Origin of the sequence: Cytobacillus sp. BC1816, assembly GCF_051353635.1 — a bacterium.
In the GTDB taxonomy this organism is placed as follows: Bacteria; Bacillota; Bacilli; order Bacillales; family Cytobacillaceae; genus Cytobacillus; species Cytobacillus oceanisediminis_C.
Genome location: NZ_CP195611.1, coordinates 427,512 through 440,607, shown reverse-complemented (window position 1 = coordinate 440,607; position 13,096 = coordinate 427,512). Strand labels below are relative to the sequence as shown.

The window sequence follows — 13,096 nt, the reverse complement described above, 5'->3', positions numbered from 1 at the left end:
TAAAAAGCAAACCCTTCCATAATAAAATAAGTGAGCGAAGCCAAAAAGGTATGTATAAATGCCGCCGCGGGAAACCGCCATACTGCTAGATTTTTAGTAAAAAGCTCAGAAAGCAGCGACACTGGAACACCGTATATCACATTTCCGAAAAGGCAGTATAAAAAAATCATGATCAGGAAGAAAGAAAACAGTCCCCCTTCAGAAAAGAAAAAAAGAAGCCAAAAACAAAATGTAAAAAGAATAGAAGCCTGCAGGGCCGTTTTTAATTTTAATCCCAGCATAAGAATAAATTAACCTCCTCTTTTTTTGTGAATAACTTCACATATTAGTATACATACAAGGTATTTCCCATACTTACTATAATAAGTAATATCATTAACTTTTCATTTTCAACCTGCACAAAATTAATGCCAGGCGCCCTGCTTCCCTAACTAACAGATCCTTCCTCGATCACCTCTATTGCCCATCCGATTCCTTCTTCTACCATCTTTTCCGGAGGGTTCGTGTGTGGAGTGTATTCCATGACAAAAAATACATCCTTGCATTCTTTAGCTAAAAAATCTATCAGCTTCTTAATTTTATGATGACTGCTATCATTCTCATGAGATGGATGCACAGGCACCCAAATATATTTATCACCCTGGTATTCAACATTATGTAAATGAACCACTCTCACAAACTCGGACCATTTTTCTATATAATTTATGGCCTCCTCGCCTGCGGCCAATATATAATCCCCTATATCGACACAGAGGCTAAGTCCGTATTTCTTCCATGTCTCTACAGGAAAGTGGTCAAGATAATGAATCCCTGCTGGCGATTGCTTGAATCCCAATTTAGGTTCACACACAATCATAATCCCATATTTTCTTTGAAGCGCACTGAGTTTCTTGAGTCCCTCCTCAATGATCTCTGCCGGATTCCCACTGGTTTCCTTTTTAAAGTAAGGGAAGTGCACCAATATGTATTCAGCTCCAAGCCGGGAGATTCTTTCCACTTCCGTCTCAAATTGGACCCAGGCTTCCTCCGGATTCATACCGATCTTTTCCAGCAGATCGTATTTGCTTTGTCCCCGGAAAAGAGGCGAATGAAGACCAAAGCTTTTGTTTGTTTTGCCCAGCATTTCAATAAAACAACGGAAGGATTCCTCATCTTGAAATTCGCCTATCTCAATATGCGGCAAATGACGTTTAAAAAGTTCATGAAACAGCTTGCTGTCTGACAAGATGACACTTCCCGATATCCCTATATGATGAGCCATGATATCCCCTCTTTTATATATTCTTATATCAATCTTATCATACCCCCATGTAACATATTGGAAAATGGTACCGTCTAATCATTAAAATAAATGAGGAGGCCTCTATGATAAAAAGAGTGTTCGCTTCCATAATCGGAATACTGTTATTATTCATTCTTTTATTTCGAGGCGGAATCATTCTGGATTCCATCGGCATTCATTTTGAAAATCCTTTGGCTGCGAAAATGGCAGTGCCTGCTGATTATTCAAAAGCCGATTCAAATCAAAACGGCAGTGCCGATCCGCTTGATATGGTCCTGACAGCCAGAAAAGAAGTGGATCAGCGTACGCAATATAAAAGTGCCTACTATGCGGGGGGCTATCCGCCCGATGGCGAGGGTGTCTGTACAGATGTGATTTGGAGGGGATTCCAGGGGGCTGATGTTTCTATAAAGGATCTTATTGATCAGGATATTGCCGAGAATACGGACTTGTATTCAAGAGTGAAAGGCAGTCCGGATCCAAACATTGATTTCAGGAGGGTGCCAAATCAGAATGTCTTTTTTAGCCGCTTCGCAAAGTCATTAACAACAGAACTGATTCCAGGAGATGTTAAGAACCTTCAGAAATGGCAGCCGGGTGACATCGTGGTTTTCCTTTCTCCTAAATTCGACCATGTTGCAATCATTTCTGACAAACGGACAAAAGATGGCATTCCATACGTCATACATAACTCCACACCATTTGCAGCGGAAGTAAAACTCTCTTCTTTTAAGACTCCTATTACCGCTCATTACAGATGGGATTTTGAAAAAACGCCTGCACTGCCATAAAGCAGGTGCAGGCGTTATTCTTATTAAATAAGAAAGTATAAAATTTTGAACGTCGATAACTGTCTGGCTACCCCCTCAAGGTCACAAGCTTGTCTAGTTGCGGATCCTGAGCAGCCGCCTCCACATTTTGGGCAAGCCACCCAAAAGGCAAAGAACGCCTTTCCGGGAGGCTCGTCTTGTGCTTGAGGCCCACAGGACAAGGAAGGCTTCGACAGCTTAAACATCGCACGACCGAAAGCGACAGCTTTTTGGAGGATGTGGGTCATGCACAGACGTTGCCACAGGAGGTGGTGCTCTTAGTCTGCGTTCCTTTTTGAGCGAGGCGCTTGCGCTTTTCTTATCTTACTGCTGCAGGATTGCCCGCCGGCCACTCTTCGCAGGTATAAGCCATCTCCCAGAAGCCAAGCTCCAGCTGGCAGCTTTTTCGGAAAGCATCCTTCATTCGCTGCCTTTCTTCCGGTGATGCCGCATCAGCAAGCTCATCCAAACGGTTTCTCATATTCATGGTCACAGCTTCGACCCTTAAATTTGCATAAAATGAGATCCATGGATAAAACGGATGGTTCTCATCTGGCTCATATTGCTTCATGAGCTCAAGCCCAATCTCCCAATAAGTCCATGGACAAGGCAATAATGCAGCAAGGATTTCACCCATGCCGCCGGTGTGAGCATGATACATCATATGCTTAACATAATGATCAGCTGTTGGAGGGAGCGGATAACCCTGCAATGCTTCGTAACCCACGCCAATCTGCTGGCAAAAATTATGGTGGGGATGTACTTCGCTGTTCAATACGAATTCTATCTGCTGATTAAAATAAGCAATATCCTTACGCTCTGCTGACTTCGAAATGGCAATACCATAAATATGCATGAACGCATTCAAATACTCAAAGTCCGCTTTAATATAATGGGCCAGTGCCTCTTTCGGCACGTCCCCTCTCCCGATACCCTGGACAAATGGGTGCTCAAATATCAGCTGAAACAAATCTTCATTTTCCTTGCGCAGAATCTCTGAAAAAGTCATAAAAAATAGCCTCCTTATTAATTACAGAAGCTGCCGGGGAAAAAGCATGAGGATATATAACGAGGTCCTCACTGCTTCCCTGCGCTGGCATTATCCAGATCAGGTTCCAAGGGACAAAGGAAAAGCTCCTTATCTCAGCCGTAGCGCCCCTAGCAGTTTTCTTATTTTAAATTTTTTACCGATTTTCTAACTTGACGTTTTTCGCTCATAAGTTTTGGATTTCGCTTTTAACTGTTGAAAATCGCTCATAAATTTTGAATTTCGCCCATAACTCTTTGAAAATCGTTCATAAATTTTAAATTTCGCCCATAACTCTTGAAAATCGCTCATAAATTTTGAATTTCGCCCATAACTCTTGAAAATCGCTCATAAATTTTAAATTTCGCCCATAACTTTTGAAAATCGCTCATAAATTTTGAATTTCGCCCATAACTCTTGAAAATCGCTCATAAATTTTAAATTTCGCCCATAACTCTTGATAATCGCTCATAAATTTCGAATTTCGCCCATAACTCTTGAAAATCGCTCATAAATTTTGAATTTCGCCCATAACTCTTGAAAATCGCTCATAAATTTCGAAATTCGCCCATAACTCTTGAAAATCGCTCATAAATTTTAAATTTCGCTCATAACTCTTGAAAATCGCTCATAAGATCAGCTTGCTATGCTGATCTCCTCTTATCTGCTTACTCATCTAGCTTCTCAGGCCCAAAATCATCACATATTCTGAACCAAGTTCTTCTCTTTAACCTTCGCCAAAACCATCCAGCCTATGGCCGCACCGGTAACGCTGCTGACCAGGAATGGCGGCACAAAGAAGAATGCCCCAGCTGCGCTCCCCATGAGAACCTTTGCAAAAGGGACTGCAAACAATGCACCGATTATGCCGGTACCTACCACTTCTCCAACAGCAGCCCATATTTTCCGGCCGAACTTCAAATAAAGCACACCTGCCAAAAACGCACCGATCATGCCGCCTGGAAAGGCAAGCAGCGTCCCGAATCCAAGCAAATTACGAAGCAGGCCAATCATAAATGCCACAGCTGCTGCAGGCAGGGGTCCAAGCGTCACCGCTGCCAATACATTCACCGCATGCTGAACTGGATAGGCCTTGGCTATGCCTGCCGGAAACCAGAGCAAATGGGATCCCAGTGTCCCAATTGCCACAAATAAAGCCATCGTAGTTAACAATCGGGTTCTGTTCATTTAAACCTCCTTTCTAAATGGCCGCCTGATTGCTTATCAGGATGAGAAGTATGTATACAAAAAAGCCAGATTCCCATAAGGACCTGGCTTGGTTTAAGTATATGAATTGACATATAGTCAAATCCTACTTCCCTCCGCTGGCATTAACCAGATCAGGTCCATAAGAGTCAGAAAGCTATAACGCGCTTTCCTCTCAGCCCTCACATTCGGGGCACCCCTAGTAGTTGCATAGATATTTAGTTTGATAAGCTATCTCAAGCTTAACAAAATATTCAGTCGCTGTCATCATTCTTTTTGCTTAAATACATTTCTTGATGGAATGGAATAGGCGCTCTTCAATTTCTGCTGAGAAACTATCTAATTAGCTGCAGACCTGCCAGCTCCTTTAGACTCCCCACTCCTGCCAGAGAAAGCGACACTTTCGTTTCTTCAATAAAGTTGGCAAGCACATTTTCAACTCCAGCCTGCCCGCCAATCGCCAAACCGTACACATACGGCCGTCCCAGGCAAACTGCGTCGGCTCCTAATGCCAGTGCTTTGACCACATCGGAACCGCGGCGAATGCCGCTGTCAAACAATACTGGAATTCGTCCTTTGACTTCCTTCACGATCGGTCCAAGCGCATCAATCGCCGCAATCACTCCATCAAGCTGCCTGCCGCCATGATTGGAGACTATGATTCCCTCTATCCCCTTTTCAACGGCCAGCCTGGCATCTTCCGGATGGAGAATACCCTTTAATAGAATCGGCAGACTTGTTTTCTCTCTTAACCTTGCAATATGCTCCCAGCTCAATGTTGGATGATGGATATTATCAAGGATTCCCTGAACTACATCACCGTCATGGAGAGTGGCCATAAAGACTGGATCGCTCTCATAGTTTGCTTTTCCATAGCCGAGCTTTAAAGGTGAAAAATTGTTTCTTAGATCAGCTTCCCTCCACCCCATCATCACCGTATCTACTGTTAACACAATCGCTTCATAGCCTGATGCCTCCGCCCGGCGCACCATACTGAACGCAGCATCTTCATAATTGGACCAATATAATTGGAACCATTTTGGACTCGTGCCTGTTGCATCAGCTATTTCTTCAATGGAATAACTGGATACCGTGCTCTGGATAAAAGGAATTCCAAACGAAGCTGCTGCACGGGCAGATGCAAGCTCTCCCTCACTGTGTTCAAGGCGCTGCATTCCTATAGGTGCCAGGAAAACTGGATAAGGATATGTTTTTCCAAATAAATTCACACTTGTATCCGGTACTGATACATCTCTAAGCATTCTCGGCACAATTGAGTATTTTGCAAAGGATTCGATATTCTTTTTCAGCGTTTCTTCTCCCCCTGCTCCTGATTGGACATAGCCAAATCCGCCAGCTCCCATCACTTTCTCTGCTTCTTTTTCCAGTTCCTTAAATGAAATAGGAAAGTTTTCTGCGAAACTAATATTCTCTACTTTTGACATATTCCAGCCCTGCCTTTTTTTGAATTTATTGAAAATAATAACACTTTTTTGGATTTTAAGAAACCATGTAATAAAATCATAAATTCGCAGTAATGCAGCCTTTCCTATACAAATTAAGCTCAATAAGCAGGGATTTCACAAAAAATTGTGAATAAACATTTTAACTTAATGAATTGGAGTGTACAAAATGCAAATCAAACAGCCTTTTGATGATTTTCTGAAATTCCATTACGAAAGAGTCAGTGAAAGCAAAATGAAAGTTACTTTGCCAATCCAGCCGCTCTTTATTAACAGCGCAGGACTGGTTCATGGAGGCATCATTTCCACTCTTGCGGATGTAGCGATGGGGAATATTTTCGAGCCGGATGAAAACCAGATGCAATCCGTAGTGACAGCTGATTTAAAGGTCACTTTCCTAAAGGGTGCGACAGGTGAATTTCTTATCGCCAATGCTCACCTTGTGAAAAGAGGGCGCACCCTCAACCACACAGACTGCCTGATTTATAACAACCAGGATCAGCTGGTTGCCAAAGCATCGGGAATCTTCGCATCTATCTAGAGTGATCCTATCGATGCCTGAATAGTTTCGCTGACAGAGATAGGAGAAACAACCATTAAAGGTTACAGACAATCTTAATAGTTACTATTCTTCTTCTTTTTATACAAGTGAGATACACTGTAGAATACCCCTATCACAGCCGAAACGACTAATAAAAGCTGTGAGCCAGATAAAGATAAGGCATTGGCCCATGAAAGTGAGTAAGCCAGCAGCAAGGAAGTTGCCATTTTGGAAATAGACGCAATTCCCAGGAACTTTTTAAATGAAACACCACCTATACCTGCTCCAACACAAATGATCTCATCTGGCAATATCGGAATAACAAACAGCAGCATTAATATGGTGTTTTCATTTCTCTCCATGTATTTTTGGTATTTGATCAGATGCCGCTCATTAATAAACCGGGCTACAAGCTTTAATCCTCCTATCCTTGCAGTCAAGAACATAACAATAATCCCCGAAAGTGTACCTGTGAATCCAAGAAAGGCAGCAGCAGCGGGACCGAAAACGGCACTTCCGGCAGGCAGTGTTACGGCTTCAGGAATCGGCAAAAGAATGGGCTGTAAAAAGCAAACCAAGAAAAAGATGAGCTTGCCCTCCGCTTCATATTCCCTCAGCATTCTCTCAAACCCATAGGCATCAGTCAGAACAAGTATCTTTGTTAAATAAAAGGTCATAAAAACAATTAACAGCAGACTGAACATATAAATCAGTGCCAGTCTGCTGTATTTCAATCGGGATAACTTGCCTGCAGCAAAAAAGTAAAAGTCCATCACTAATATGACAGCCATGCCTGCAATCATAATCCATTTATAAACCGGCAAAAGTGTCGGCATATAATTAAACAATGTATACAATGCTATTAAAATGATAAGTCCATGAAAACTAACTTCAATTTTTCCATTCATACATTTTCCCCTTCTTGCTTTTCTTAACTATAGTTTAGAGGATAATACTAGGAGGATTAAGCTCCCTTAGCATTAAAATAATCTAAGGCCAGAGACTTAAATATAAAAAAAGCAGGACTTATCCTGCTTTTTTTAATACTCTATCTCATCATAATCCTTAGGCTGCGGAACCGGCTGATCCCCTTTATATTTTCCAAACTCATTGACAAGTTCCCTCTCTTCTTTTGGGCCTTGTGTCTGTTTCTTATTTTGCTCATCTTTTCTAGACAACTCATTCGCTCCTTCCTTATAGTTCTTTAAATTAATATGTACTCATTACTTTCATTTCACGCATAATTAGAAGGATTTTTCCTGCACTCTGTGCAATAGGTAAAAAACAGCAATAGAAAAGGAGGATCCAAATGTTTATTACAGGCGCATGTAACGTGCTGCATAGAGGTCAATAAAGAAAATAAACCTCAAGCCCTGCTGCTATTTACAGACCATGCCGATAGATACAGCCATTTCCCCATTTATAAAGTCATTTAACAACATGGGAAAAAGGTTGAAAAACTGAGATTAAAACCATTCAGATTAATAATAAGAAGGAGATTCCCATGATAAAATTAGAACCTTTTACAGAAAAAGATTTCAATTTGCTCATCAGCTGGATCAGCACACCAGAATTAATGGTTCAGTGGAGCGGTGCCCATTTCAAATTCCCCCTTAATCATGAGCAGCTTGCTAAGTATATAAGCTCTGCAAACCTGGAAACCAGCTCGGAATATATCTACAAAGTTATGGCAAACGATGAAATCTTCGGTCACATTTCCCTTGGCAGAGTTGACCGTATCAACGAAACTGCGAGGATCGGCAAGGTTTTCATCTGCCCCGCAGCACGGGGGAAAGGGTATGCTTCAGAAATGATTCATCAAATCCTGAACTTAGCGTTCCAAGAGCTGAAATTAAATAGAATCAGTCTCGGGGTTTTCGATTTTAATTTGCCTGCTATTAAGATTTACGAGCAGGCAGGGTTCCAAAAAGAAGGACTTCTTAGGCAGACCAATAAAGTTAGAAATATATATTGGAACTTGATAGAAATGAGCATCCTGAAAGCTGAATGGCAGGCAAGCCCCGGGCTCATGGGTATTCAATCAAACGTTTGATTGAATGATCATCTACATAAAAAAAGGCGGATATACTCCGCCCCGCTTGATTCAGCTTGCTTTTTCTTCAGCCGGCACTTCCTGTTTTTCCTTGGAAAGGAACCATCCAGCTAGTGCTATTCCAATTAAGACTACATAGAAAGTAACTTTCCATTCGGTCGACTTGGCAAATCCTTCAGGCAGGATCGCCAGCGCCGGATGGGACATGGTATAGACAGCCAATTTGACACCAACCCAGCCGACAATACCAAATGCTGCAACCTCAAGTCCAGGTCTCCTGTGAAGCAGATCCACAAAGAGGTTTGCAGCAAAACGCATAATGATCAATCCGATCATACCGCCTGCAAAGATGACAAAGAACTTTCCGCCGTCAAGTCCGCCTATATGGCCAAGTCCTGAATCCGGAAGAGCCACGGCGAGAGCTACCGCTGCCAGAATGGAATCTACAGCGAAAGCTATATCAGCCAGCTCAACTTTAAATACTGTCACCCAAAAACCAGATTGTTTCTTTTCTTTCGTTACTCCTGCTTCTTCCTCGCCTTTTTTCACAAGGAATTTTCTTAATATGTGATTAGCCGCGATAAACAGAAGGTATAGTGCTCCAATGGCTTGAACCTGCCATACATCTACTAAATATGAAATCGCAAATAACGATCCAAAGCGGAAAACAAACGCTCCAGCCAACCCGTAAAATAAAGCCTTCTTCCTCTGCTCCTCCGGAAGGTGCTTAACCATAATCGCCAGCACCAGCGCGTTATCAGCAGCTAATAAACCCTCCAGCGCCACAAGCAGCAGCAATACCCATCCATATTCAAGTATTAATGATAATTCCATCTAAACACCCTCCCTTATTTCACCTTTGTGTATTTTTCGTCTAAACGTTTTTCAATTTTAGCCAGCAATTCTTGATCTCTCAGCAGCTCTTCTTTGTTTTTCTTAATTAATTCTGCAAATGATACTTTAGCTTTTTTCATCTTGGTCTCCTTTCTTTCTATTTATTAAGTATTGAAAGCTTCGCACTGTTTCCCTGCAGTTATGTTGATTGAGGATTTCCATTGCCAAGCTATATCAGGCAATAAAAAAACCTCTACCAGCAAGCGGTAAAGGTTTAAAAAAACAAAAAGACCTTTACCCGAAACAGGCAAAGGTCTTGCTAACAACGTTAAGGTTGCCAACAAAGCCGGGAGCTCTTAACTCCGAAATGACGACTCTGCTGTAAAAGCTACTCCCCTTTAGGAGAAACTATTCAACTATACCTTAATCATATTCTATTTTTCTTAAGGTGTCAACTCTTATGCAAATCGGTAATAAACCAGAATGAAGGTCGCAAGGACGAAAATAAAGTTCAGGAAAACAAACACAAATTGATCAGCCTTGGTTTTATGAAGCTTAATAGGCGGGTTATAGAAAGACACTCCTTCAATGATGAAGATAATCAGCACAATATGGATCATAAAATGGCCGATTACTTCTGTCATTCCAAACAGCATCGTGGTTGTAATAAAAATAACCGTCACCACGAAGCCAACTACCCGATTAAGGATCCCTACCACTAGAAGATAACCGACAACAAACTCAATGAAGGCAGCCATAACAACGAATGCAGCCGGTGCAAAGCCGAATGTGGGAACTCCATGATTGGCTACAATATCGAGAGACATGCTTGGATATACCCATTTTTCAACAGCTACCCAGCATAAAGATAAACCTGTGCCTAAATACAGGAATGGAAATCCAACCTGCTCAAGCTTTGTGCTTCCGACCAGCAAGACTCCAATAATGGCAACATAATATCCATAATCAAGCATATGGAAAATGCCATTCTGTAGGGTAACGTACACAAATAGGCCAAATAAAATAACGGCTCCGGCCTTTGTAGAGATGTGATGCGGAATAAGCAGAAAGCCAATCGCTATCCAAGTTAGAATCATTGCAATCGTATTGGTTAAATGAAATTCAGGCGCAAATAATGTTCCATTCGTCGCCTGTATTATTAATGCCACGGCTGTACCATACTTAAGGATATGCCTGCTGTATTTGCGGAATCCCGAGAGCCAGTCATCCAGCTTTTTAACCTTGCCCCATTGCGCTGTCCTTGGGATAATCAATGTCAGCATCGCAAGTACAATAGCAGCTGTCAGTGCCAGTCCCATAAATAATGGTGATAATATATTTTCAATCGTTTCTTTTTGAGGCGTCACATTCGTGAACCATTTCACATGTGCGTTTGCAAAAAAAGGCGTCATGACCAACCCTGCTATTAATGAAAACTGGAATATTTTTTTCATGATGATCGGGCCTCCCTGATGGCATTTTAGATAAACAATATAAGTACAGTATTAATATATAATACCTTTCATTCCAGTGGATTATTCAAAAATGAACAATATGTGAAATCTTTCACATATTGTTCCCAATAAAAATACAGGCTCATTCGCTTCGCCTGTATTTTTATTCCCTACTTTTCTTTTTTTAGAGCTGAAAGTACCGGCTTTTTCTCTTCATTCTTTCCCACATCAGAAACTAAATCCTTTGCCGCGCTTTTAAACTCCGTTAAGGTCCGCCCAAATGCCCTCCCGATTTCGGGAAGCTTGGATGGCCCAAATATGATTAAGGCAATGACAAGAACCAGAATTAAGCCTGGAATGCCAATGTTGGATATCATCTTCTCACCGTCCCATTAATGTAATACCTTTTCTCGCTTTTTCTTAAGCTGCTTTTCATGCGCCCTTGAGTGAGCTTGATGGCGATCTTCTTCCACCTCAGAAGAGATTCCAGCTCCCTGAGGTACAGCAGATGCCGATACCTGCTTCAAGCCAGCCTGATCTTTTTCAAAAACAAATGATGCTCTTGTTGAAATATCAGCTCCAGGCTCTGTTACGAAAGGAAGAACCCGATAATCTGCACGCCATTGCTCTGGTGTTACCCGGCAGCGGACATAGCCTCTATAATTATTAAAGAACTTAATATGCGGATTTTCTGCAAGCGTCTTTTCCGTATCCGCTCTCACATCTGATCCGTTTCCTCCTGATGTGATAGAGGTTCCGACAAATTCGGCCCCAATTAGCTTTGCATTTGGATCATTATAGTCTGTTAGAATATTGGAAGCCCAGCTTGCATGAACATCCCCAGTCAGAACAATCAGGTTTCCGATATTGTTTGAAACAGCAAAATCAGCCAAACGCTTTCGGGCAGCAGGGTAACCATCCCATGCATCCATGCTGAACCTCGGCGAAGCAATTGTCCCGAAATTTCTCTGGGCAAAGAACACCTGCTGTGCAAGTACATTCCAATGCGCATTGGAGCTGGCTAGATTGCCTTCCACCCACTGTTCCTGTTGATTGCCAAGAAGAGTGCGGTTCGGATCAAGCGACTCCGGTGTATGAGGCTTGCTGCCATCCCCATTTGCCTGGTCATCCCGATATTGCCGGGAATCAAGCACAAGGAATGACGCTAGGCTGCCATAGCTGAAATCCCTATACAGCTGCATACCATCACCATTTGGCATGGAAGATAATCGGAGCGGCATGTGCTCATAGTAAGCCTGATAAGCAGCAGCACGGCGTTTAATGAACTCTTCAGCTGACTGGCCTTTCTCTGGAATCCCTGCTGCATAGTTATTTTCCACTTCATGATCATCCCATGTTACTACCCAAGGGAAAGCGGCATGCGCTTCTCTCAGATGCGGATCCGTTTTGTACTGGGCATAGCGATTCCGATAATCTTCGATAGAGATAATTTCCGGCCCGTTATGATGGCGGACGTTTCCTGTTGGTGAAATATATTCATTTGGTCCATATTCATATATGTAGTCGCCAAGGTGAATAACAAAATCCAGATTTTCCTTTGCCATATGCTGATAGGCTGTAAAAAATCCATGTTCATACTGCTGGCATGAAGCAAATGCAAATGATAGCCCTGAAACTTTGGCACCCGCAGCCGGAAGCGTCTTTGTTTTGCCGATTGGGCTTAATTCATTGCCGCTTTTAAAACGATAATAATAGACAGTGTCCGGCATTAAGCCTTCTGCCTCCACATGCACGGAATGCGCCAAATCCGGCACTGCCATTTCTGTCCCGCGCTTAACAACTGTGCGGAAGTATTCATCTGCAGCAAGCTCCCATTTGACTGGCACCGCATGATGAGGCATCCCGCCTCCATTAAGCGGATCTGGTGCAAGCCTTGTCCATAAAACCACACTGTCCGAAAGCGGATCTCCTGATGCCACACCGAGGGTAAAAGGATATTTGCTGAACTTAGGAGCAGCATCAACTGTTAGATTACCTGCCCCTAATGACTGCGCCAAAGCCAGTGCAAGCGAAAAACCGGCTATTTTTCCTGCACCAGATAGAAAGCTCCGGCGGTCAATATCCCTCTTCAAGTTCTCTTCATTAAACTTCCTGATTAAATCATCAATCGATCTCTCATGTCCCATTTTTCTTCACCTCTTAACTCAATCTGGATTCACAGTTGATTATAAGAGGCTATTTTTAAAGCAATATGAAGATATGTAAAGGAGAATGACAATACCTCTGCCTATTTCATCAGGACTTTGTAAGGATTTGGTTGTTCATTCAACCTATAATCCAGACTTGCAGCCAAAATGCCTTTGTGCCCCTGTATCATTTGTCCCAGCTATTTTTACAATATATACATAGAAGATTAACGAATCCTGTCAAAATCTTTTAGTTTACTAATCTATAAATAGTGTTTAT

The 13,096-nt window shown here is 42.2% G+C and carries 14 protein-coding genes and 2 riboswitches; of the genes, 3 read left to right on the top strand and 11 right to left on the bottom strand.

The window, feature by feature from the left end; translation table 11 throughout:
• Positions 1-427: 427 nt before the first annotated feature.
• Positions 428-1,261 (bottom strand): TIM barrel protein, encoded by an 834-nt coding sequence (locus ACR42H_RS02270; RefSeq protein WP_436374596.1) that lies wholly within the window; start codon positions 1,259-1,261, stop codon positions 428-430.
• A gap of 104 nt (positions 1,262-1,365) precedes the next feature.
• Between ACR42H_RS02270 and ACR42H_RS02265 the strand changes: the two genes are divergently transcribed.
• The gene (locus ACR42H_RS02265; protein ID WP_436374595.1) at positions 1,366-2,073 is read left to right on the top strand and encodes a DUF1287 domain-containing protein; all 708 of its coding nucleotides are present in this window, start codon (positions 1,366-1,368) and stop codon (positions 2,071-2,073) included.
• A gap of 337 nt (positions 2,074-2,410) precedes the next feature.
• Here ACR42H_RS02265 and tenA read toward each other — a convergent pair whose 3' ends face one another.
• The 3 genes from tenA to ACR42H_RS02250 form a co-directional block, all read right to left on the bottom strand.
• Complete coding sequence (gene tenA, locus ACR42H_RS02260; protein WP_113884873.1) at positions 2,411-3,100, bottom strand: thiaminase II; 690 nt, start codon at positions 3,098-3,100, stop codon at positions 2,411-2,413.
• Positions 3,101-3,159: 59 nt separating this feature from the next.
• Positions 3,160-3,261, bottom strand: a riboswitch (TPP riboswitch).
• Positions 3,262-3,817: 556 nt separating this feature from the next.
• On the bottom strand, positions 3,818-4,306 hold the full coding sequence (gene thiW, locus ACR42H_RS02255) for an energy coupling factor transporter S component ThiW (protein WP_436374594.1): 489 nt from the start codon (positions 4,304-4,306) through the stop codon (positions 3,818-3,820).
• A gap of 112 nt (positions 4,307-4,418) precedes the next feature.
• Positions 4,419-4,535, bottom strand: a riboswitch (TPP riboswitch).
• Between the two features lie 124 nt (positions 4,536-4,659).
• Positions 4,660-5,769, bottom strand: coding sequence for an alpha-hydroxy-acid oxidizing protein (locus ACR42H_RS02250; RefSeq protein WP_436374593.1), 1,110 nt, complete (start codon positions 5,767-5,769; stop codon positions 4,660-4,662).
• Between the two features lie 187 nt (positions 5,770-5,956).
• Between ACR42H_RS02250 and ACR42H_RS02245 the strand changes: the two genes are divergently transcribed.
• The gene (locus ACR42H_RS02245; RefSeq protein ID WP_436374592.1) at positions 5,957-6,328 is read left to right on the top strand and encodes a PaaI family thioesterase; all 372 of its coding nucleotides are present in this window, start codon (positions 5,957-5,959) and stop codon (positions 6,326-6,328) included.
• A gap of 74 nt (positions 6,329-6,402) precedes the next feature.
• Here the strand turns inward: ACR42H_RS02245 and ACR42H_RS02240 are convergent, their stop codons facing one another.
• Both ACR42H_RS02240 and ACR42H_RS02235 read right to left on the bottom strand, forming a co-directional pair.
• On the bottom strand, positions 6,403-7,236 hold the full coding sequence (locus tag ACR42H_RS02240; RefSeq protein ID WP_436374591.1) for a TVP38/TMEM64 family protein: 834 nt from the start codon (positions 7,234-7,236) through the stop codon (positions 6,403-6,405).
• 132 nt (positions 7,237-7,368) lie between these two features.
• Complete coding sequence (locus tag ACR42H_RS02235; RefSeq protein ID WP_163144854.1) at positions 7,369-7,506, bottom strand: hypothetical protein; 138 nt, start codon at positions 7,504-7,506, stop codon at positions 7,369-7,371.
• A 326-nt stretch (positions 7,507-7,832) separates the two neighbouring features.
• Between ACR42H_RS02235 and ACR42H_RS02230 the strand changes: the two genes are divergently transcribed.
• Entirely contained in the window at positions 7,833-8,381 is a 549-nt protein-coding gene (locus tag ACR42H_RS02230) for a GNAT family N-acetyltransferase (protein WP_436374590.1), read from the top strand.
• 51 nt (positions 8,382-8,432) lie between these two features.
• Here ACR42H_RS02230 and ACR42H_RS02225 read toward each other — a convergent pair whose 3' ends face one another.
• The 5 genes from ACR42H_RS02225 to ACR42H_RS02205 all read right to left on the bottom strand — a co-directional run bounded on the left by ACR42H_RS02225 (position 8,433) and on the right by ACR42H_RS02205 (position 12,816).
• The gene (locus ACR42H_RS02225) at positions 8,433-9,215 is read right to left on the bottom strand and encodes a TerC family protein (protein WP_436374589.1); all 783 of its coding nucleotides are present in this window, start codon (positions 9,213-9,215) and stop codon (positions 8,433-8,435) included.
• A gap of 14 nt (positions 9,216-9,229) precedes the next feature.
• Positions 9,230-9,355 carry an FbpB family small basic protein gene (locus tag ACR42H_RS02220; RefSeq protein WP_197204417.1) on the bottom strand — a complete coding sequence of 42 codons (126 nt, stop codon included), beginning with the start codon at positions 9,353-9,355 and terminating at the stop codon, positions 9,230-9,232.
• Between the two features lie 318 nt (positions 9,356-9,673).
• The gene (locus tag ACR42H_RS02215) at positions 9,674-10,669 is read right to left on the bottom strand and encodes a hypothetical protein (protein ID WP_436374588.1); all 996 of its coding nucleotides are present in this window, start codon (positions 10,667-10,669) and stop codon (positions 9,674-9,676) included.
• Between the two features lie 170 nt (positions 10,670-10,839).
• Positions 10,840-11,046 carry a twin-arginine translocase TatA/TatE family subunit gene (locus ACR42H_RS02210; RefSeq protein ID WP_436374587.1) on the bottom strand — a complete coding sequence of 69 codons (207 nt, stop codon included), beginning with the start codon at positions 11,044-11,046 and terminating at the stop codon, positions 10,840-10,842.
• A 15-nt stretch (positions 11,047-11,061) separates the two neighbouring features.
• Positions 11,062-12,816 (bottom strand): alkaline phosphatase D family protein, encoded by a 1,755-nt coding sequence (locus tag ACR42H_RS02205; RefSeq protein ID WP_436374586.1) that lies wholly within the window; start codon positions 12,814-12,816, stop codon positions 11,062-11,064.
• Between the last annotated feature and the right edge of the window lie 280 nt (positions 12,817-13,096).

What these genes read in the sequence shown, in the direction of transcription:
- ACR42H_RS02270 (WP_436374596.1), bottom strand. Translation starts at nt 1,261, where the DNA reads ATGGCTCATCATATAGGGATATCGGGAAGTGTCATCTTGTCAGACAGC.
- ACR42H_RS02265 (WP_436374595.1), top strand. Translation starts at nt 1,366, where the DNA reads ATGATAAAAAGAGTGTTCGCTTCCATAATCGGAATACTGTTATTATTC.
- tenA (WP_113884873.1), bottom strand. Translation starts at nt 3,100, where the DNA reads ATGACTTTTTCAGAGATTCTGCGCAAGGAAAATGAAGATTTGTTTCAG.
- thiW (WP_436374594.1), bottom strand. Translation starts at nt 4,306, where the DNA reads ATGAACAGAACCCGATTGTTAACTACGATGGCTTTATTTGTGGCAATT.
- ACR42H_RS02250 (WP_436374593.1), bottom strand. Translation starts at nt 5,769, where the DNA reads ATGTCAAAAGTAGAGAATATTAGTTTCGCAGAAAACTTTCCTATTTCA.
- ACR42H_RS02245 (WP_436374592.1), top strand. Translation starts at nt 5,957, where the DNA reads ATGCAAATCAAACAGCCTTTTGATGATTTTCTGAAATTCCATTACGAA.
- ACR42H_RS02240 (WP_436374591.1), bottom strand. Translation starts at nt 7,236, where the DNA reads ATGAATGGAAAAATTGAAGTTAGTTTTCATGGACTTATCATTTTAATA.
- ACR42H_RS02230 (WP_436374590.1), top strand. Translation starts at nt 7,833, where the DNA reads ATGATAAAATTAGAACCTTTTACAGAAAAAGATTTCAATTTGCTCATC.
- ACR42H_RS02225 (WP_436374589.1), bottom strand. Translation starts at nt 9,215, where the DNA reads ATGGAATTATCATTAATACTTGAATATGGATGGGTATTGCTGCTGCTT.
- ACR42H_RS02220 (WP_197204417.1), bottom strand. Translation starts at nt 9,355, where the DNA reads ATGAAAAAAGCTAAAGTATCATTTGCAGAATTAATTAAGAAAAACAAA.
- ACR42H_RS02215 (WP_436374588.1), bottom strand. Translation starts at nt 10,669, where the DNA reads ATGAAAAAAATATTCCAGTTTTCATTAATAGCAGGGTTGGTCATGACG.
- ACR42H_RS02210 (WP_436374587.1), bottom strand. Translation starts at nt 11,046, where the DNA reads ATGATATCCAACATTGGCATTCCAGGCTTAATTCTGGTTCTTGTCATT.
- ACR42H_RS02205 (WP_436374586.1), bottom strand. Translation starts at nt 12,816, where the DNA reads ATGGGACATGAGAGATCGATTGATGATTTAATCAGGAAGTTTAATGAA.